Annotated in this window: 14 protein-coding genes and 1 pseudogene; 10 read left to right on the top strand and 5 right to left on the bottom strand. The window is 73.8% G+C overall.

Annotated elements, in window-relative coordinates; all coding sequences use genetic code 11:
* Positions 1-28: 28 nt before the first annotated feature.
* Positions 29-1,984 (bottom strand): annotated as a pseudogene (rfaE2, locus tag C6W10_RS28975) (D-glycero-beta-D-manno-heptose 1-phosphate adenylyltransferase); the annotation flags it as partial.
* A gap of 177 nt (positions 1,985-2,161) precedes the next feature.
* Between rfaE2 and C6W10_RS28980 the strand changes: the two are divergent.
* Both C6W10_RS28980 and C6W10_RS28985 read left to right on the top strand, forming a co-directional pair.
* Complete coding sequence (locus C6W10_RS28980) at positions 2,162-2,710, top strand: type 1 glutamine amidotransferase domain-containing protein (RefSeq protein WP_107262272.1); 549 nt, start codon at positions 2,162-2,164, stop codon at positions 2,708-2,710.
* 208 nt (positions 2,711-2,918) lie between these two features.
* Complete coding sequence (locus C6W10_RS28985) at positions 2,919-4,547, top strand: MDR family MFS transporter (protein ID WP_107262274.1); 1,629 nt, start codon at positions 2,919-2,921, stop codon at positions 4,545-4,547.
* A 73-nt stretch (positions 4,548-4,620) separates the two neighbouring features.
* Here the strand turns inward: C6W10_RS28985 and C6W10_RS28990 are convergent, their stop codons facing one another.
* A complete protein-coding gene (locus C6W10_RS28990; RefSeq protein ID WP_234358891.1) occupies positions 4,621-5,115 on the bottom strand; it encodes an NUDIX domain-containing protein in 495 nt (164 codons plus the stop codon).
* 55 nt (positions 5,116-5,170) lie between these two features.
* On the opposite strand from C6W10_RS28990, the gene C6W10_RS28995 reads away from it, so the two are divergent.
* From C6W10_RS28995 to C6W10_RS29015, 5 genes are all read left to right on the top strand, one after another.
* Complete coding sequence (locus C6W10_RS28995) at positions 5,171-6,817, top strand: long-chain fatty acid--CoA ligase (RefSeq protein WP_107262276.1); 1,647 nt, start codon at positions 5,171-5,173, stop codon at positions 6,815-6,817.
* A 96-nt stretch (positions 6,818-6,913) separates the two neighbouring features.
* Positions 6,914-7,825: an NADP-dependent oxidoreductase gene (locus C6W10_RS29000; RefSeq protein ID WP_107262278.1), complete on the top strand. Its 912-nt coding sequence runs from the start codon at positions 6,914-6,916 to the stop codon at positions 7,823-7,825.
* Positions 7,826-8,005: 180 nt separating this feature from the next.
* Positions 8,006-9,073: a hypothetical protein gene (locus C6W10_RS29005; RefSeq protein ID WP_107262280.1), complete on the top strand. Its 1,068-nt coding sequence runs from the start codon at positions 8,006-8,008 to the stop codon at positions 9,071-9,073.
* Between the two features lie 149 nt (positions 9,074-9,222).
* On the top strand, positions 9,223-9,726 hold the full coding sequence (locus tag C6W10_RS29010) for an RNA polymerase sigma factor (protein ID WP_234358892.1): 504 nt from the start codon (positions 9,223-9,225) through the stop codon (positions 9,724-9,726).
* A 51-nt stretch (positions 9,727-9,777) separates the two neighbouring features.
* Positions 9,778-11,124 carry a sialidase family protein gene (locus C6W10_RS29015; RefSeq protein ID WP_107262284.1) on the top strand — a complete coding sequence of 449 codons (1,347 nt, stop codon included), beginning with the start codon at positions 9,778-9,780 and terminating at the stop codon, positions 11,122-11,124.
* Between the two features lie 13 nt (positions 11,125-11,137).
* Here the strand turns inward: C6W10_RS29015 and C6W10_RS29020 are convergent, their stop codons facing one another.
* Entirely contained in the window at positions 11,138-12,163 is a 1,026-nt protein-coding gene (locus C6W10_RS29020; protein ID WP_107262286.1) for an NADPH:quinone reductase, read from the bottom strand.
* 457 nt (positions 12,164-12,620) lie between these two features.
* Between C6W10_RS29020 and C6W10_RS29025 the strand changes: the two genes are divergently transcribed.
* Entirely contained in the window at positions 12,621-14,441 is a 1,821-nt protein-coding gene (locus C6W10_RS29025) for an acyltransferase family protein (RefSeq protein ID WP_107262288.1), read from the top strand.
* A 61-nt stretch (positions 14,442-14,502) separates the two neighbouring features.
* On the opposite strand, the gene C6W10_RS29030 is transcribed toward C6W10_RS29025, so the two are convergent.
* Positions 14,503-15,330 (bottom strand): FkbM family methyltransferase, encoded by an 828-nt coding sequence (locus C6W10_RS29030; RefSeq protein ID WP_107262290.1) that lies wholly within the window; start codon positions 15,328-15,330, stop codon positions 14,503-14,505.
* 447 nt (positions 15,331-15,777) lie between these two features.
* Positions 15,778-16,617, bottom strand: coding sequence for an SDR family NAD(P)-dependent oxidoreductase (locus tag C6W10_RS29035; RefSeq protein ID WP_159104798.1), 840 nt, complete (start codon positions 16,615-16,617; stop codon positions 15,778-15,780).
* A 75-nt stretch (positions 16,618-16,692) separates the two neighbouring features.
* Here C6W10_RS29035 and C6W10_RS29040 point away from each other — a divergent pair, with 75 nt between their 5' ends.
* Positions 16,693-17,184: a helix-turn-helix domain-containing protein gene (locus C6W10_RS29040; RefSeq protein WP_107264362.1), complete on the top strand. Its 492-nt coding sequence runs from the start codon at positions 16,693-16,695 to the stop codon at positions 17,182-17,184.
* Between the two features lie 40 nt (positions 17,185-17,224).
* The gene (locus C6W10_RS29045) at positions 17,225-18,196 is read left to right on the top strand and encodes a quinone oxidoreductase (RefSeq protein WP_107262293.1); all 972 of its coding nucleotides are present in this window, start codon (positions 17,225-17,227) and stop codon (positions 18,194-18,196) included.
* Positions 18,197-18,344 lie beyond the last annotated feature (148 nt).

Consider the following 18,344-nt stretch of genomic DNA (forward strand, 5'->3'; position numbering starts at 1 on the left):
CGCCGTCCGGCGCGGTGCCCGGGCCGGCCGGGTCCGGGCTTGCGGCGGCCTCGGCGCGGGCCGCCGCCTGTCGCCGGTCGTCGCCGTGCGAGCGGATCCGGTCGATCACCGCCGAGGTGGACCGGTCGGGTACGTAGCCCAGGGTGCTGACCTGCCCGCCGAGCCGGCGTACCAGGGGCGCCTCCGGGACCATGTCCGGCGGGTAGTCGCCGCCCTTGACGTAGACGTCGGGGCGGACCGCCTCGATCAGCCCGGCCGGCGAGTCCTCCTCGAAGACCACGACGTGGTCCACACAGGAGAGTGCGGCGAGCAGGGCCACCCGGTCCTCCACCGGGTTCACCGGCCGGTCCGGGCCCTTGAGCCGCCGTACGCTCTCGTCCGAGTTGACCGCCACCACCAGCAGGTCGCCGAGTTGACGTGCCTGATCGAGATAGCGCACGTGCCCCCGGTGCAGTACGTCGAAGCAGCCGTTGGTGAAGACGACCGCCCGCCCCTCGGCCCGGTGCCGCCGCACGAGTTCGACCAGGGCGTCCCGGTCGAGCACGATCCGGGCCGGTTCCCCGTCGGTCGACCCCAGGGCGGCGAGCAGGTCCTCGCGCAGGCAGACGCAGGTGCCGGTGTCCGAGACGGTGGTGGTCGCGGCGAGCTGGGCCAACTGGGCGGCGGTGGGCAGTGGCGCGTTGGCGGCCAGCGCCAGCGTCATCGCGGCCAGGTACGCGTCACCGGCGCCGACGGCGTAACTCGCCGGTACCGGAGTCGCGTGGCTGCGCCGGGACCGCCCGTCGGCCCCGCCCACCACCGCGCCCTCGGCGTCCAGGGTCACCGCCACCACGTCGGCACCGGTGCGTTCCCGCAGCTCGGCGAGGCGGGCCTGGGCGACCAGCGCCCGGCTGGCGCCGCCGGCCGCGACCGGCCGCCCACCGGCGGCACTCGACGTCTCGTCGCCGGCCACCACGATGTCGTCGCCGGAGACCCCGATCTCGTCACTGGTCACGGTGAGGCCGTCCCCGCCGCCCGGACCGCCGCCCTCGCCGCCGCCCGGCGGGCTCCCCTCCGGCGTGGTCGAGCCGTCGTCGTCGCGGCCACCGCTCTCGTCGGCGCCGCCGGAGGCGACCGGCGAGGCTGCGCCCTCGGGCGCGCCCTTTCCACCGGTGGCGGCCGTCGAGGGGTCGCTCTTTCCACCGGCGGCGGCCGTCGAGGGGTCGTCCTTGCCGCCGGTGGCCACCGTCGAGCCGTCCTCGGCGACGCTGACCCGGGTGCCGGCGAGCGCCGGCGTCGGGCTGGCCGGGCCGGCCGACACCGCCTCGTTCAGCAGCCGGGTCGCCTCGGCGAAGCTCGGGGTCACCACGGTCGGGGCGAGCCCGCGCCAGTAGGCCAGGTCGTGCGCGTCCAGGGCGACCGTGGCGAAGGAGTCGCGGTGCCGGACCAGCCAGCTGCGTACCGCCTCGGGCAGGGCGCCGAGACCGTAGTCGCAGACCACCAGCGTCGGGGCCTGCCCGTCCCGGTCGGCCCGCAGCTCCTCGGTCGCCCGGGCGAGCGCGTTCAGCATCCGGTGTACGCCCTCCTCGGGCAGCGTCTCGTCGGCGTCGCCCTCGTCCTCTCGGAGCAGGATCTGGTCGGCGGCGAGCAGTCGCCGTTTCACCGGGGTCGGCCGGCCGGGCTGGCTGATGGTCCGGTCCCAGACTCCGGCCCGGTCCAGGCAGTCGTGCAGTTCGTCACCGGCCACGTCGGCGCCGACCGGGGCGACCAGCGCGGCCCGGCCGCCGAGCGCGGTGAGGTTGACGGCGGTGTTCGCCGCGCCACCGGCCGCGGTCAGCCGACGGCGCAGGGTCAACACCGGCGCCGGGGCCTCCCGGCAGAGCCGGTCCGACTCGGCGAAGCGCCATTCGTCGAGCATGGCGTCGCCGACCACGAGTACGCCCCTGCCGAGCCAGCTCTCCACCACCGAGGCCAACCGGCGCTGTTCCGCTGCGTCTGTCGCCATGTGGCGCGGGTCCCCGGTGCCCGGCCCGACAAACCTGATCCGGTCGCGCCCGTGCGGCTCGGCGGCGCCCGTACGGCGGTTTTGGCACCTGCCGTACCGGGAACGTCCTTTCCATGAGACATGACTAAACGGTCTCTCAGCACATATACCCCCCGTTTCCCAGGAAGGAGAACCGAGATGACCGCGACCTTGCAGGGCAAGCGCATCGCGTTCCTGGCCACCGACGGCGTGGAGGAGGTCGAGTACACCCGTCCCCGGGAGGCGGTCGAGGCGGCCGGGGGCCGGGCCGAACTGGTCTCCCTGGAGGGCGGCCGGATCCAGGCCTTCAACCACCTGGACAAGTCCGGGACGTACGAGGTCGACACGACCGTGGCCGAGGCGGACCCGGCCGCCTACGACGGCCTGGTGCTGCCCGGCGGGGTGGCCAACCCGGACGCCCTGCGGGCGAACCCGGACGCCGTCCGGTTCGTCCGGGCGTTCTTCGACGCCGGCAAGCCGGTCGGGGCGATCTGCCACGCACCCTGGACGATGATCGACGCCGAGGTGGTCAAGGGGCGGACCCTCACCTCCTGGCCGAGCCTGCGGACCGATCTGTCGAACGCGGGCGCGCACTGGGTCGACGAGGAGTGCCACGTCGACAACGGCCTGGTGACCAGCCGCAAGCCGGACGACCTGCCGGCGTTCTGCGCCAAGCTCGTGGAGGAACTCGCCGAGGGCCGGCACTGACCCCGCGCACGGTTCGGCGCCGGCCGTCGGCCGGCGCCGAACTGTTGTCGTCGGCCCGCGTCGAACTGTTGTCGTCGGCCCGCGTCGAACTGTTGTCGTCGGCCCGCGTCGAACTGTCGGCGGGTCCGGCGACCTGTCCGGTTTCCGGCCGGGAGTAGGACGGGACCGGCGGTAGGCATCTTCTGTGCCATCGGGGGGAGAAGGCACTATGACCACCGCTGAGGAAGCGCGACCGGCCCTGACTCATCGGCAGATCCTGCTGCTGATGAGCGGTCTGATGACCGGCATGCTGCTGGCCGCCCTGGATCAGACCATCGTCGGAACGGCGCTGCCGACCATCGTCGGCGAACTCGGCGGGATCAACCACTACTCGTGGGTGGTCACCGCGTACCTGCTGGCGTCGACCGCCTCCACCCCGCTGTACGGCAAGATGGCCGACATCCTCGGCCGCCGCCCGGTCTTCCTCTTCTCCATCGGGGCGTTCCTGGTCGGCTCGCTGGCCGCCGGGTTCGCCCAGGACATGACCCAGCTCATCATCACCCGAGGGGTGCAGGGGCTCGGCGCGGGCGGGCTGATGACACTCGCCTTCACCATCATCTCCGACGTGGTGTCGCCCCGGGAGCGTGGCCGCTACCAGGGGCTCTTCGGCGCGGTCTTCGGGGTCTCGTCGGTGGCCGGGCCGCTGGTCGGCGGCTACTTCGCCGAGCACGACTGGCGATGGATCTTCTTCCTGAACGTGCCGCTGGCGGTGGTGGCCATCATCGTCTGCTACCACGTGATGCGACTGATCCCGTTCCAGCGCCGGCAGCACGCCATCGACTGGCTCGGCGCCGGCCTGCTGGTGGCCGGGGTGAGTTCGCTGCTGCTCGCGCTGAGCTGGGGCGGCAACGAGTACCCCTGGGGCTCCGGGGTGATCATCGGGCTCTTCGTGGCCGGCGGCGTGCTCGGCGTACTCTTCCTGGTCCAGGAGGCCCGGGTGGCCGAGCCGATCCTGCCGCTCAAACTCTTCCGCCGGTCGACCTTCGCGCTCGCCAACAGCGCCGGCTTCATCCTCGGCCTGGTGATGTTCGGGTCGATCATCTTCATCCCGCTCTATCTCCAGATCGTCAAGGGCGCCTCGCCGACCGACAGCGGTCTGCTGATGCTGCCGATGATGGCCGGCGTGATCGTCACCTCGGTACTCTCCGGGCGGGCGATGAGCCGGATCGGCCGGTACAAGTGGTTTCCGGTGGCCGGGGCGGTGGTGCTGGTCGCCGGCATGCTGCTCTTCACCCAGTTGCAGGTCGACACCCCGCTCTGGAACGCCTTCATCTACATGGTGATCATCGGCGTCGGGCTGGGCCTCTGCATGCAGTCGCTGGTCCTCGCCGTGCAGAACGCGGTCGAGATGCGCGACCTCGGCGCCGGTACCTCGGCCGCCACCTTCTTCCGATCCCTCGGCGGCTCGTTCGGGGTGGCGATCCTCGGCGCGGTGCTCTCGGCCGGGCTCTCCGGCGGGCTCGGCGACCGGCTGCCCGGGGCGATCGCCCAGCTCGCGCCCGCGCAGCAGGTGCAGTTCGCCGGCGCCACCACCGAGTTCTCGGTCAACGAGCCGTCCCGGATCCTGGCGCTGCCGGCCCCGATCCGGGCCGCCGTGCAGGAGTCGTTCGTCGACGCGCTGCACACCGTCTTCCTGGTCGCCGGGCTGATCGCCCTGCTGGCGGTCGCGGTCACCCTGGCGATGCCGAACAGCGAACTGCGCGGCGGCCCGCCGCCCGCCTCCGGCGAGCGGCTGGCCCGGGACCGGAAGGGCGAGGCGGCCACCGAGATGGAGGCGAACACCCAGACGCTGATCTGACCCGCTCGGCGGGCTACTTCAGGACGACGCGGGCTACTTCGGGACGACGCGGGCTACGTCAGGACCACGCGGGCTACTTCAGGACTACCTGGCCGGTCCGCTCGAACGCGGCCAGGTCGTCCAGGGTCTCCAGCACCGTGTCGGAGACCGGCGCCGGCAGCGCCCGGCTGGGGAAGAAGCCGGCGTCGGTGGTCTCGTCGGTACTGCTGAGCAGCTCGCCGGACCAGGCGTCGACCCGGAAGGCGACGACGAAGAGCTGGTACGTGTCGCCGTACATGTTGGTGAAGGTGCGCTCCGGGCCGGTGTACATGGCGAACGGGGTGACCTCGGTGGCGGTCAGCCCGGTCTCCTCCCAGACCTCGCGGACCGCGCACTCCGCGATCGACTCGCCGAGTTCCATCGCGCCGGCCGGCAGCGCCCAGTAACCGTTGTCGGAGCGCTCGATCAGCAGTACCTGGCCGGCCGTGTCGCGTACCACGCCTCGGGCGCCGACGAACATCAGCGTACGGTCACCGGCGAGGGCGCGGAGCTGGCCGAGGTACGACTCGGCCCACGGGATACTGCTCATCGGCCTGCCTTCCAAGGGTGGTCAAGGTGTGAGCTGCGACACTAGGTTGTGCTCCATGCGTAGCACGATGATGGACGCACCCCTGCTGATTTCCCGCATCCTCGAACACGGCAGCACGGTGCACGGCGATGCCGAGGTGGCCACCTGGCTGGGCGACGGCTCGCGCCGTATGACGTACGCCGAGGTCGGTGCGACCGCCGCCCGGCTCGCGCACGCGCTCCGCGACGACCTCGGGATCACCGGTGACCAGCGGGTGGCCACCTTCATGTGGAACAACGCCGAGCACCTGGTCGCCTACTTCGCGGTGCCGAGCATGGGTGCCGTGCTGCACACGCTCAACATCCGCCTCTTTCCCGACCAGGTGGCCTACATCGCCAACCACGCCGAGGACCGGGTGGTGCTGGTCGACTCGACACTGATCCCGTTGCTGGCCAGGGCGTTGCCCGAGATGTCCACTGTAGAGCATGTGGTGGTGGTCGGCGGCGGTGACCCGGCTGCGCTGCACTCGGCCGGGGGTGGGCGGATCGCCGTACACCACTGGGACGAGCTGCTGCGGGACCGGCCGGACCGGTACGATTGGCCCGAGCTGGACGAGCGGGACGCCGCCGCCCTCTGCTACACCTCGGGGACCACCGGCAACCCGAAGGGCGTCGCCTACTCGCACCGGTCCATCTGGCTGCACTCGGTGCAGATCTGCCTGCCGGAGTCGTTCGGGCTCGGCCCGACCACCCGGGAACTCGCCATCGTGCCGATGTTCCACGCGATGTCCTGGGGCATCCCGTACGCCGCCTTCCTCTCCGGCGCCTCGCTGGTGATGCCGGACCGGTTCCTCCAGGGCGCCCCGATCGCCGCGATGATCGCCGCCGAGCGGCCGACCCTGGCCGGCGCGGTGCCGACGATCTGGACCGACCTGCTCAACCACCTGGACGCGAACGAGGTCGACACCTCGTCGCTGACCGAGGTGATCGTCGGTGGCTCGGCCTGCCCGCCCGCGCTGATGCACGCCTTCGCGGAACGGCACCACATCGACGTGATCCACGCCTGGGGGATGACCGAGATGTCCCCACTCGGCTCGGTGGCCCGGCCGCCGGCCGGAGTGACCGGCGAGGACGCCTGGCGCTACCGCTACACCCAGGGGCGGGTGCCGGCCGGGGTCGCCGCCCGGATCGTCGGCCCGGACGGCACGCAACTGCCCGCCGACGGCAAGTCCGTCGGCGAACTGGAGGTCCGCGGCCCGTGGGTGACCGCCCGGTACGTCGGCGACGACGCACCGGACCCGGAGAAGTTCCGGGACGGCTGGCTGCGTACCGGCGACGTCGGCACGCTCTCCGCCGACGGTTTCATCACCCTCACCGACCGGGCCAAGGACGTGATCAAGTCCGGCGGTGAGTGGATCTCCTCGGTCGAGTTGGAGAACGCGCTGATGGCGCATCCGGCGGTGCTGGAGGCGTGCGTGGTCGGCGTACCGGACCCGCGCTGGGACGAGCGTCCACTCGCGACGGTGGTACGGCGGGAGGGTGCCGAGGTCGGCGCGGCGGAGCTGCGGGAGTTCCTCGCCGAGCGGGTGGCCGGCTGGCAGCTGCCCGAGCGGTGGGCCTTCGTCGACGCCGTACCCAAGACCTCGGTGGGCAAGTTCGACAAGAAGCGGGTACGCGCCGACTACGCCGCCGGCACCCTCGACGTGGTCCAACTTCCGACCTGAACCGGGGATTCCCGGCCCGGCCCACCGGTCCGGTCGACCCGTTGCCAACTCGATGTCGCGGCGGGAAGGATGTTGACCACGCGGAGGGGGCGAGCGATGCGAGCGGTGGCGGTGACGGCACTGGGCGGTCCCGGTGTGCTGCGGGTGGTCGAGTGGCCGGATCCGACGGCCGGCCCCGGCGAGATCCTCGTGCGGGTACGCGCGGCGGCGGTGCACCCCGCCGACCTGGCCGCCCGGATCGGGCGGATCCCGGGCGGCCCGATCGAGCCACCCTTCCTGCTCGGCTGGGACTTCGCCGGTGACGTGGTGGCGGTCGGCGAAGGGGTCACCGAGCACCGCCCCGGCGGCCGGGTGGCCGGAATGGTGCCCTGGTATCTCACCCGGGGTGACGTCGGAGCGTACGCCGAGTTCGTCGTCGCCGAGCCGGACTGGCTGGTCGCGGTACCCGACGAGCTGGACGCGGCGGAGGCGGCCACGGTGGGCCTGAACGCGCTGACCGCTCGGCAGGGGCTGGAGATGATGTCGCTGGCCGCCGGGTCGACGGTGCTGGTCATCGGGGCCAGTGGCGGGGTGGGCGGCTTCGCCGCCCAGTTGGCGGTCCGGGCCGGTCACCAGGTGGTCGCGGTGGCCAGCTCCGACGACGAGGAGTGGGTACGCGGCCTCGGCGTCGCCGAGGTGCTGCCCCGCTCCGCCGAGCTGGCCGGGCTCGGGTTCCCGGCGGTCTTCGACGCGGTGCCGGTCGGGGCGGCGGCCGGAGCCGCCGTCGCCGACGGCGGCGTCCTGGTGACGACCCGGCCGGTCCCGCCGCTCGACCCGCCGCGCGACGTGCGGCAGCAGACCGTCATGATCCGGCTCGACCAGCCGATGCTCGCGGAGTTGATGACCGAGGTGGCCAAGGGGCGGCTGCGGACCCGGGTCGCGGCCTCGCTGCCGCTGGCCGAGGCGGCCCACGCACACCGGTTGGTGGAGGCGGGACGACTGCGCGGAAAGGTCGTCCTCATGCCGTAGCGGCCGTCGCCGGCCGCGGGGCCGACGGCGGGGTCAATGCCCACGGGCGGCGCCGCCGTCCACGGTTGGCGGCGGGGTCGCTGTCGACGGGCGGCGCCCGGCCGTCCATGGTCGACGGTGCGGGAGCCGCGCGGACGGAACCGCGCCGATGTTGGGCCGGATGGGATAGCGTCGTCGGGTATGAGCGAGCCGTGGCCGGCGGGCCGCGCGGCGCCGGTCGACGGCGGCGCCGATCGCAGCATTCCCGGGCCCGGTCCGGTCGCCGCGACCGGGGAACCCCAGTCGGGACTGCGCGGGGTGGACTACGCCGCCGCCGCCGAGTGCCTCTGGCGGTGGGTGACGGCGCCGGCCGACGCGGTGGTGACGGCCTTCCTGACCGGGTACGCCCGGCTCCCCGCAGCCGACCGCCGGAGGCTCCGTGCCGAACTCGGCCCCGACGAGCTGTACACACTGCTCACCTTCGCCCGCCGCCGCGCGCTCGCCGCGATCCGTACCGAGGATCCGGCCGAGGTGCTGGTCGCGTTCGACGCGTTCTCCGCGATCGAACTGCACCGGATCGACTGGCGGGACGTCTGGGTCAGTACCGCGCTGGTGTCGTACGCGGCGGAGCGGCTCGGGCTGGCGCCCGCCGAGGCGGTACGCGGGGCGGCCGACCGGGCGGATCCGGAACTCGCGGCGCTGCTCGCCGAGGTGACCCGGGACAGTGTCGACCTCACCGGGGAGTGCGGCTACCGGGTGCTGGCGACGCCGACCGGCCGGGTACTCGTCGACGACGAGGGCGGGGCGTACACGCCCGCCGCCGACCTGGCCGGGCTCGCCTTCGAGGCCGCCGAGATGCTGGAGGGCGACCGCTACCAGGTCGGCCAGGTGTCGGTGGCGGCCACCCTGCCGGCCACCCGGCTGGGCGTCACCGGGCAGCCGGCGGTGTCCACCGCCACGGACCGGCTCACCGGCTGCGCCTACCTGCACGCCACACCGGGAGACGCCGGCGCCGACCAGCAGTACCTTCTGCTCTTCCTGGCCGAGACGGAGAGCGAACCGGACGCGGCGACGATCGTCGAAGCGGCGCTGCGGCACCAGGAGCGCGGGACCGCCGGCTGGGCGGTGGCCGCCGGCCGGCTCTGCGCGGTGCTGGTCGCCCGGTCGACGGTCTCCGGCGTACGGCCGGGCGAGGACCGGGACTCGCTCGCCCGGTTCGGCCCCCGGCTCACCGCCATCCTGTCGACCGGAGGCGCACCCGTCGGCTGAGGCGGCCCACCCTGCCACCGCGCCCCGGAAGCCCGATACCGGGCGAGCCACCGATTCGGATGTCACCGGACGACCGGCCGGGAGGTCGTATCTGGTGAACGGACCGGTGGGCAGGGGACGGTGTGGACGGACATCAGGCAATTCGAGAGGTGTACGCGGCTTCGGCGGCGCGGCTGGTGGCGCAGCTCTTCGCGGTGACCGCCGACTACGCCGAGGCGCAGGACGCCGTACAGGAGGCGTTCGTCCGGGCGCTGGCCCGGGCGGGCCGGTTCCGCCAGGTCGAGAACCCGGAGGCGTGGCTGCGCACTGTCGCGCTGAACGTGGCCCGGAGCCGGTTCCGGCGTCGGCTACGACTCGACCGGCTGATCCGCTCCGGCCGGCTGGGCGGGGCCGAGCGGGCCAGCCCGGAACTGTCGCCGGACCACGTGGCGCTGGTCGCCGCCCTGCAACGGTTGCCCAGGGCCACCCGGGAGACCGTGGTGCTGCACCACATCGGCGACCTGCCGGTGACCGAGGTCGCCACGACGCTGGGCTGCTCGGTGGAGGCCGTCAAGACCCGACTGGTACGCGGTCGGCAGGCCCTCGCCGGGCACCTGAGCGAGCGTGCCGGAGCGGCGACCGCCACCGCCGCCGGCCGGACAGAGCACCGCTGAGCCGTCCGATCTTCCCGAATACCGCCGCGCGACTCTTACCGGAGGATCTCCATGCCTGAACCCGACTTCGCCGGTCTCGGCCAGGCGGCCCAGGCCGCGTTCAGGCCGCACTTCGCCGAGGTGGAACGCCGGTCGCGGCGCCGACGGCGGCGTACCCGGGCGGCCGGGGTCGCCGGCCTGGTCGCCGTGGTCGCCGTCGGTGCCGGACTGGTCTGGCGCGGCCTGCCCTCGGACGACGGCGCCGCCGACCGGATCGGCACGCTCGCCCCGCCGGGCCGGCTCGACCGCACCCCCGACTTCGTACCGACGCCGGACCCGAGCGCCTCGGCGCGTGGCGGCACCCCGGCCCCCTCCACCGTCACCGGCCGGATGCTCGCCGGCGACCTGCGCCACCTCTACCTGCGGTACCGCGACTGCCAGGGCGACAACTGCGCGATCCGGCTCGCGGCCAGCGTGGACGGCGGCGCGACCTGGGAGTCGTACCCGCTGCCGGTGCCGGACAACAGCGGGGTCCACCTGCGGGTGGTGGCACCCCGGACCCTGGTCGCCGAGGTGGAAACCCGGCCACGGGACGCCGAGGGGCGGATCGACATCCGGCGGAGCGAGGAGTTCTGGCTCGCCAGCAACGACGGCGGGGTCAACTGGCGGAGGACCGAACTCACCGAGGTCGCCGCCGTGCCGGAGACCTTCCGGCCGCTGGCGTGGGTCCCCAACCTCGACGGGTTGACCGTGCTCGCGGCGGACCCGACGACCGGGGACGTCGTCCGGCTCGCCCGGAAGGTGCCGCTGCACAGCGCCCGGGTGATCGAGGACATGCCGGCCGGGGCGGGACTGTGGGTGACCGGCTGGACGGACCGACGGGTCGGCTCGGTACGGGAGCCGAACGGCACCGTCTCGGAGAACAAGGTGATCTACAGCGGCAGCGCGATCCGGGTCAGCCGGGACGGCGGGCGCACCTGGCGGCAGTCGGTACTGCCCGAGGACATCCTGGCCGGCGGCAACTTCGGCGCGGCTGCCCTGGCCATCGGCGACCGGGTCGCCTACGCGGTCGGCCAGCTCGACGGCGAGCTGCGGGTGTACCGCAGCGAGGACCAGGGGCGGAACTGGCGGCGTACGGCCGCCCGGGCCGAGGTGGGCGACCGGATGATTCAGGCCGGACTCCGGCCCGACGGCACGCTGCTGATCCAGGTCGGCATCCTGGCCGGCGAGAACCCGGTGATGTTCGAGGGTCTGGACCGGGGTGAGCGGCTCCGGGAGGTCCCGGTCGGGCCGGGCGCGTCGGCGGTCGCCCTTCCCGACGGGTACGCCCAGCCGGGCAACCAGGACTCCTCCGGCGGGTGGCTCTCCGAAGACGGCGTCCGGTGGCGGTACGTCGGCCCGCCCACGATCCGCCGCTGACCCCGCCCGCGGCTCAGGACTCGCTGGTCACCACGAGTACCTTGCCGACCGCCGAGTTCTGCACCGCGGCGTGCGCCTCGGCCACCTCGTCCAGCGGGTAGTAGTGCAGCGGCAGACCCGCCTCCGCGCCGATCCGGAGCACCCCGGACGACGCGGCGGCGGCGACGTCCGTCACGGCCTGCGCCTTGGCCACCGCCGGCAGGGTGTAGACCAGCACGAACTGCCAGCGGACGTTCGGCACCATCAGCGGGCGGACCGGCAGGGTGAGCGTGGCGCCACCGTCGTCGGCGTAGACCGCGACCGCGCCGTTGGCGCCGATCACCTGGCAGTCGATCTCGGCGTTGCGGGCGGCGGCGACCTCGACGATCGCGTCCACCCCGTCCGGCGTGATCTTCCGGATCTCGCGGACCACGTCCTCTTCGCGATAGTTGATCACGTACGAGGCACCGGCCGCGACCGCGAGCTGGGCCTTCTCGGCACTGCTGACCGTGGCGATGACGGTGGCGTCGGCCCACCGGGCGAGCTGGATGGCGGCGTTGCCGACCGCCCCCGCCCCGCCCTGGACCAGCACGGTACGTCCGGTGAGCGCGCCGACGTCGAGGCGGTCCGGCATCGTCTCGCCGGCCGTCAGGCAGCGGTGCGCGGTCATGAACGGGATGCCGAGGGCCCCGCCGAGGTCGAAGGAGGCCGAGCCGAGCCGCACCACCTGCCGGGCCGGCACCACCGTGTACTCCGCCGCGGTGCCCCACGGCCGCTGCCAGGCCGCCTCCCAGATCCAGACCCGCTCGCCGGTCAGCTTCGCGTCGACACCGGTACCGACCGACTCGATGATCCCCGCACCGTCCTGGTTAGGAATCTGCCAGCCGTGCCGGGGCGGCGTGCCGGAGCCGTCACCCTGCCGCGACTTCCAGTCGGTGGGATTCACCCCGGAGACGGCGACCCGGACCAGGACCTCGCCCGGACCCGGCTCCGGCACCGGCCGCTCCACCACCTCTAGCACGGACGGATCGCCGGTGCGCTGGTAGACGGCCGCCCTCATCGTCGACTTCCCCGGTGCTGTCACGCCGATCACCCCTCGTCTCGATCCGCCGGCCGGCCCGCCCGCCCCGCGTACGGGTGCACGGCGGGCAGCGCACCCGCACGCGGTACGACCGATCACCATCTTGCTGCCCGTACGCGTGGATCGCCGGAGTTTCCGTCCCCGGAGGCGGGTGGGCGAGATCACAGACCCGCCCCGTCGGCCCTGGGCGGGTGCGCAGCGACGAGGAACACGCCGTGAAAGCCCGGTCAGGGATCGTTCAGGTTTGTCGGGTAGGACTGTTGGGCAAGGGTCCGTCTGTCGAGGGCGCCGACCTGCCGGGCGGTTGCGCCGGAGGCGGCAGCCGGGCGGGCGGCGTTGGCGCGGAGTCGACGGAGGCGTTCCGGGGCGCCCGTGCCAGCGACGTACGAGTCGCCCGGACCGTCGGGCGCGGCCGACCGGAGACGTGGAGACGCCGATGGGAACCTCAGCCGAGCCTGCGGTGACGGCTGCCGTCGTCCCGTCGGCCGGCCAGGCCGGGGCCCCGTCGGCGGGGCGGGCGGGGGGCTCGTCCGGGGGTCGGGACCGGTACCTGGACCTGTGGCGGGCGGCCGCGCTGGTCCGGGTGGTGACCTATCACGTACTCGGCTGGATCTGGCTGACCGTGCTCTTCCCGGCGATGGGGCTGATGTTCGCGCTCGCCGGCTCGCTGATGGCCGGCTCGCTGGACCGTACCGGCCCGGGGGCCGTCGGGCGGCGGCTGCGCCGGTTGCTCCCCCCGCTGTGGGGCTTCGGGGCGGTCACCCTCACGCTGCTGCTGGTCACCGGCTGGCGTACGGCGCCGGCGGCGGCACTCGGCTGGGGCGAACTGGTCTGGTGGGTCTTTCCCGCCCGTACCCCGCCGGTCGGCGACCAGTCGTGGGCCTGGGCCTACAACGTGGTGCTCTGGTACATCGTCACCTATCTCTGGCTGGTACTCCTCTCGCCGGTGCTGCTCGCCGCGTTCCGCCGCTGGCCGTGGCAGAGCCTGGCGCTGGCCGTGGCGCTGCCGATCGCCTTCCGGTTCAACATCGTCAACGTCGGCGGGTACTTCAACGAGCAGGCGCTCAACGTCAGCACCTACCTGGCCTGCTGGTTGCTCGGTTTCGCGCACCACGACGGGCTGCTGCGCCGGATCCCCGCCCGGCGGTACGCGCTCGCCGTCGGGCTGCTCGCGCTGACCGGGGCCGGTTGGGTGCTGGCGGTCGGCTGGTCGACCGGCAACTACGACCTGAACCGGATCGCGGGCGGCAACACCCTCTGGTCGATGGCGTTCGTCGCGACGGTGCTCCGGTTCCGGCCCCGGCTCGACTGGCTGGGCCGGATCCGCCTGCTGGACCGCCTCGTGGAGCTGTTGAACGCCCGGGCGGTCACCATCTATCTGTGGCACCTGCCGCTGGGCGTGCTGGCCGGGGCGCTGATCGCCCCGCTGGCGGTCTCCGGCTGGGTGCAGACCGTCACCGTCCGGCTGGCCGCCGTCTGGCTGCTGGTGGCCGTCGCGGTGGCGCTGTTCGGCTGGATCGAGGATCTGGCCGCCCGTCGCCGGCCGGCGCTGGTGCCGGCCCGGGTCAGCCCGGGGCGGCGGGGGACCGCCCGCAGCGCGCCGTCCGGACGGGTCGCCGGAGCCGGGGTACCCGGGGCCACGCCGGGGATCGCTCCGGCCGCGCCTCCGCCGCCGGCCGTGACCGCGCCGGCCGTGACCGCGGCGGTGCCGGCCGCCTCGGGGGCGCGGCGCTGGCACCGGGCGATGGCCTCCACCGTGGCGGTGCTGGCCGTCGGGCTCGGGGTCATGGCGCTCAACCTCTGGCCCGGGGTGACCACCCGCAGCCAGGCCCAGCCGTCCCCGGCCGAGGTCACCTACCACCTCTCCGACCTGCCCATGCTGCTGGACGGCAGTTCGGAGCGGCCGTCGCCGACCCCGGCGACCGGAACGAGCCCCGGCTCGGTCACCGTGCACGGCCAGGTCTATCCGCGTGCGGTGCTGACCGCCGCGCCGAGCCGGGTCCGGGTGCAGCCGCCCGCCGGCTGCGAACGGCTCCGGGCCGTGATCGACGTCGGCGCCGACGACGTCGAGGTCGCCTTCGCGGTACGCGCGGACGACGTGACCGTCTTCGAGTCGGGGGTACGCAGCCGGGCGGACAGCGCCGAGCGGATCGACGTGGCGATCGCCCGCGCCAGCTTCGTCGACCTGGTCACCAGCAGCCCGTCCGGTGGCGCGGTCGGCGTCTGGGCCGACCCCCAGTTCGTCTGCGCCCCGTAACCGTTGGCCGAGCGCCGCCGCAGCCGCCCCCGGACGGGTGTCCGGGCCGGTCGGCCGGCGGTCAGCGCGAGCGGAGCACCACGTCCTTGCTGAGGTCGCCCCAGCCGGTCTCCCGGGCCCGGGCGACGGTGTCGCGCAGCTGCGACTCGTCCACCGGCTGCTCCCGGCCGGCCTGCTGGAGCGCGACCGCGAAGTTGGCGCAGAGGTATGTCAGCAGGTCGTCGTCGGCGTGCAGGATCTCGCAGATGCCGGCGACGCGGCGGCGGTGGAAGAGCCCGGCCATCCCCGCCAGGGCGGCCTGCTCGTGACCCTCGACGTCGATCTTGAACAGCAGCGAGTCGTCGTCGCCGAGCCGGATCCGCTCGTCCAGCCGGAAGCACTCCACCTCGACACCCCGGTCGTTCTGCACCCGCAGCGAGGCGACGCCGGTGTGCTCGTGCAGATAGAGTCGGGCGGTGCCGGGCCGGTCGCTGGCGGCACCCGCGTGCAGTACGGTGCCCGGATAGTCGCCGGTGGCCGCCGCGACCGTCTTGCGCAGCCAGGGCAGGACGGCCGGGTTCGGCTCGACCAGATGCAGTTCGCGGAGGCCGTAGTAGCAGGTCGAGAAGGCCACCTCGCCATAGTTCGCGCCGACGTCGACCGCCACCGTGGGCCGGATCTCGGAGACCAGGCGCCGCCAGGCGGCCACCGCCTTCCGGTCGAGGTTTCCCTTGTAGACGGCGAGTTCGGTGCCCCGGATGTCGGTGTGGTCGGCGTGCAGTACCACGCCGATCTCGTTGCGGAACGCCCCGGCGCGGGTCCGCAGGGCGATCCGGTGGGCGGCCCTGCGGACGTGGTGCGCACCGGACTGGTGGTAGGCACGGCGCAGCGTCGATCGAAAAGTTGGCATACCGTTGACCGTTCTCGCTGATCGTTGGGGGTTGTCACACGTCCGGTGGGGCCGCCGGCGCTCCCCGGACGGTCCGGCGGCAGTGCCGGCCAGTTTCGTTGCGGTACGGGCGGTGCCGGCCGTACCGGTTCAGCCGCGCCACACCTCGCCCTCCAGCGACCTCCTCCAGTAGGGCCTGCTCCTCGGGCAGGTTACACAGACAATCACCTAGAGCAACAGACCCGATACGCAACGGAGTGATACGCGGGATTCTCTCGCATTTTCCCTGCTGACGCCCCGGGTGCCGGACAGTCCCGGCGCACCCGGGCGTACGCCGCACGAACCCCGATGTCAGGCGCTGTTCCGCCCGGCCCGGAGATCCGCCCCGGGCACCTCCGGCGGAGGCGCGCGCCACCCCCGCCGGCCGGGCCGGCGTGGTCGGAAAGCCGACAGCGGTGCGTTCGACCGTCAGCCGGCCGGTGCCGAGGCCAGGCCGGCGAGGACCCGGTGCAGGCGCGCCGCGCTCTCCGGATCGAACTCGGGGCGGCTCAGGTCGACCGGCGTGTCCCGCCGGAAGGCCGAGAGCGGGCGGTCGGGCGGGTCGGCCAGCAGGTCGACCAGTGCCGGGGTGACCTGCTCCACCCGCCTGGCGAAGAGCCGGGCCAACACCCGGACCAGGGCCCGGGTCGGTTGCCGGAACGGGTCGGCCAGCCCGGTGTCGACGAAGAGCGGGTTGTAGAGCACGTACCGGATTCCGCTGCCGGCGTGCCGGGCCGCGAAGGAGACCCCGAGCAGGTCGTTGGCGCGGGCACCCTGCATGGTGGCCCGGAAGCCGCTGTACCGCCGTCGCAGTTGCAGGTCGTCCCAGTGGATCCGGCCGGCCGGGATGCCGCCGGTGCCGCAGAGGTTCAGGATCACTGGCCGGTCCGCCCGGCCCAGCGGCTCGCGCAGCAGTTCCGGCAGCAGGAACCGGCTGAGTACATACAGCGCGAAGGTTCGTTCGAAGCCTTCCACGGTCTCGGCGCGGCCGGTGTGGTAGCGGCCGACGCAGAGCACCACGGCGTCGAGCACCTCGTACCGGGCCCGCAGTTTCGCGGCGAGCGCGGTCGTCCCGGCCACCGAGCCCAGGTCGACCCGGTGCACGGCGAGCCGGTCGGCGTACCCCCGGCGGGCCGCCTCGGCCCGCAGCGCCGCGCCGGGCCCTTCGGCGCTGCCGATCGCCACCACCCGGACCCCACCGTCGAGGAGCTGCCGGGCCAGCCCGGCCCCGATGCCCCGGGTACCCCCGGTGATCAGCACTGTCCTCACCCGTCGTCTCCCGTCCCCCGTCGCGGATAACCTGATCCTCGGCTTGCTGACGGACGGGCGAAAGAAGGCACATCGATGTCCCCTGACGAGGCCCCGGCCGGGGCGCCGGCCCCGAATCCACCGCCGAACCCGACGGTCGCCATCCGGGTGCCGGTCACCGAGGCGGACCGGGCAGCCTGCTCGGCACAGGACGTACTGCACCGGGTCGGCGACAGGTGGAGCATGCTGGTGCTGTCGCTGCTCAGCCGGCGCAGCTACGGCTTCAACGAGCTGGACCGGGCCGTCGTCGGGCTCAGCCGTCGGATGTTGACCCGTACGCTGCGCGGACTGGTCCGCGACGGGCTGGTCAGCCGTACCGGTCCGGTGGCGGTCGCCGGCCGGGTCGAGTACGCCCTCACCGGCCTGGGGCGCTCGCTGCTGCCGCTGGTGGTCGCGCTCGGCGAGTGGGCGGTGGCCAACCAGCCCGCCATCACCCGGGCACGGGCCCGGGACGACGCCCGGACGAACGGAGAGCCGTCGACGGGCACCACCCTGCGGGCGCGAGGCAGCCAGCACCGATTGCCGTGATCGCGGCGTGCCGGGCCGGCGTACGGGGGACGATGGCCGCATGCGGGCGGTGCTGATGCGGCGACACGGCGGACCGGAGGTCCTGGAGACCGTGGAGGTCCCGGCGCCGGAGGCGGGCGCCGGTCAACTCCTGGTGGACGTCGCCGCCGTCGGGGTCAACTTCACCGACGTCTACCAGCGGCAAGGCGTCCCGCCGTACGCGGGCGAGCTGCCGGCGGTGCCGGGGCAGGAGGGTGCCGGCACGGTCGCGGCGCTCGGGCCGGGGGTCGAGGGGTTCGCCGTGGGCGACCGGGTGGCCTGGGTGAGTGTGCCCGGCGGGTACGCCGAGCAGGTCGCGATCCCGGCCGAGCGGGCGGTGCCGGTGCCCGGGCACGTCGACCTCCCGGTCGCGGCGGCGGCGATGATGCAGGGGTTGACCGCGCACTACCTGTCGCACACCACCCATCCCGTGGCGGCCGGCGAACCGGTCGTGGTGCACGCCGCCGCCGGTGGGGTCGGCCTGCTCCTCACCCAGCTCGTCAAGCTGCGCGGCGGTGTCGTCGTCGGCACCACCTCCACGGACGAGAAGGGCGAGCTGGCCCGCCAGGCCGGTGCCGACCACGTCGCCCGGTACGACACCTTCCTCGACACGGTCCGCGAGGTGACCGGCGGTGCCGGTGCGGCGGTGGTCTACGACGGCGTCGGCCGGGCCACCTTCGACGACAGCCTGGCGGCGCTGCGTCGCCGTGGCCTGCTGGTCGCGTACGGCGCCAGCAGTGGGCCGGTGCCGCCGTTGCAGACCGAGCGGCTGGCCGCCGGAGGCTCGCTCTATCTGACCCGGCCGACCCTGCCGCAGCACATCGCCGACCGCGCGGAGCTGCTCGGGCGGGCCGCCGACATCTTCGGCTGGATCGACGGGGGACGGTTGTCGATCCGCGTCGGCGCCACGTACCCGCTCGCCGACGCGGCCCGGGCGCACGCCGACCTGGAGGGCCGGCGTACCAGCGGCAAGTCGCTGCTGCTGCCCGGCTGATTCCGGATGGGCGACGCGTGGCCGGCTGGCGCCGTCGGCGGTGGGTTCGCGTCGCGGGGCCGGGCGCACAAGCGGGGCAGCTCGACAGTCTCGCGAACAGACATCGGCACTGCCCGGCGGACCGCGCCGGGCTCGGGGTGCCGGAGTT

The sequence above is a fragment of the Plantactinospora sp. BB1 genome, from assembly GCF_003030385.1.
GTDB lineage: Bacteria > Actinomycetota > Actinomycetes > Mycobacteriales > Micromonosporaceae > Plantactinospora.

Coding starts and splice junctions, on each gene's coding strand:
- C6W10_RS28995 (WP_107262276.1), top strand. CDS start 5,171: ATGCGTAGCACGATGATGGACGCACCCCTGCTGATTTCCCGCATCCTC.
- C6W10_RS29020 (WP_107262286.1), bottom strand. CDS start 12,163: ATGAGGGCGGCCGTCTACCAGCGCACCGGCGATCCGTCCGTGCTAGAG.
- C6W10_RS28990 (WP_234358891.1), bottom strand. CDS start 5,115: ATGAGCAGTATCCCGTGGGCCGAGTCGTACCTCGGCCAGCTCCGCGCC.
- C6W10_RS29025 (WP_107262288.1), top strand. CDS start 12,621: ATGGGAACCTCAGCCGAGCCTGCGGTGACGGCTGCCGTCGTCCCGTCG.
- C6W10_RS29015 (WP_107262284.1), top strand. CDS start 9,778: ATGCCTGAACCCGACTTCGCCGGTCTCGGCCAGGCGGCCCAGGCCGCG.
- C6W10_RS29030 (WP_107262290.1), bottom strand. CDS start 15,330: ATGCCAACTTTTCGATCGACGCTGCGCCGTGCCTACCACCAGTCCGGT.
- C6W10_RS28980 (WP_107262272.1), top strand. CDS start 2,162: ATGACCGCGACCTTGCAGGGCAAGCGCATCGCGTTCCTGGCCACCGAC.
- C6W10_RS29040 (WP_107264362.1), top strand. CDS start 16,693: ATGTCCCCTGACGAGGCCCCGGCCGGGGCGCCGGCCCCGAATCCACCG.
- C6W10_RS29045 (WP_107262293.1), top strand. CDS start 17,225: ATGCGGGCGGTGCTGATGCGGCGACACGGCGGACCGGAGGTCCTGGAG.
- C6W10_RS29000 (WP_107262278.1), top strand. CDS start 6,914: ATGCGAGCGGTGGCGGTGACGGCACTGGGCGGTCCCGGTGTGCTGCGG.
- C6W10_RS29005 (WP_107262280.1), top strand. CDS start 8,006: ATGAGCGAGCCGTGGCCGGCGGGCCGCGCGGCGCCGGTCGACGGCGGC.
- C6W10_RS28985 (WP_107262274.1), top strand. CDS start 2,919: ATGACCACCGCTGAGGAAGCGCGACCGGCCCTGACTCATCGGCAGATC.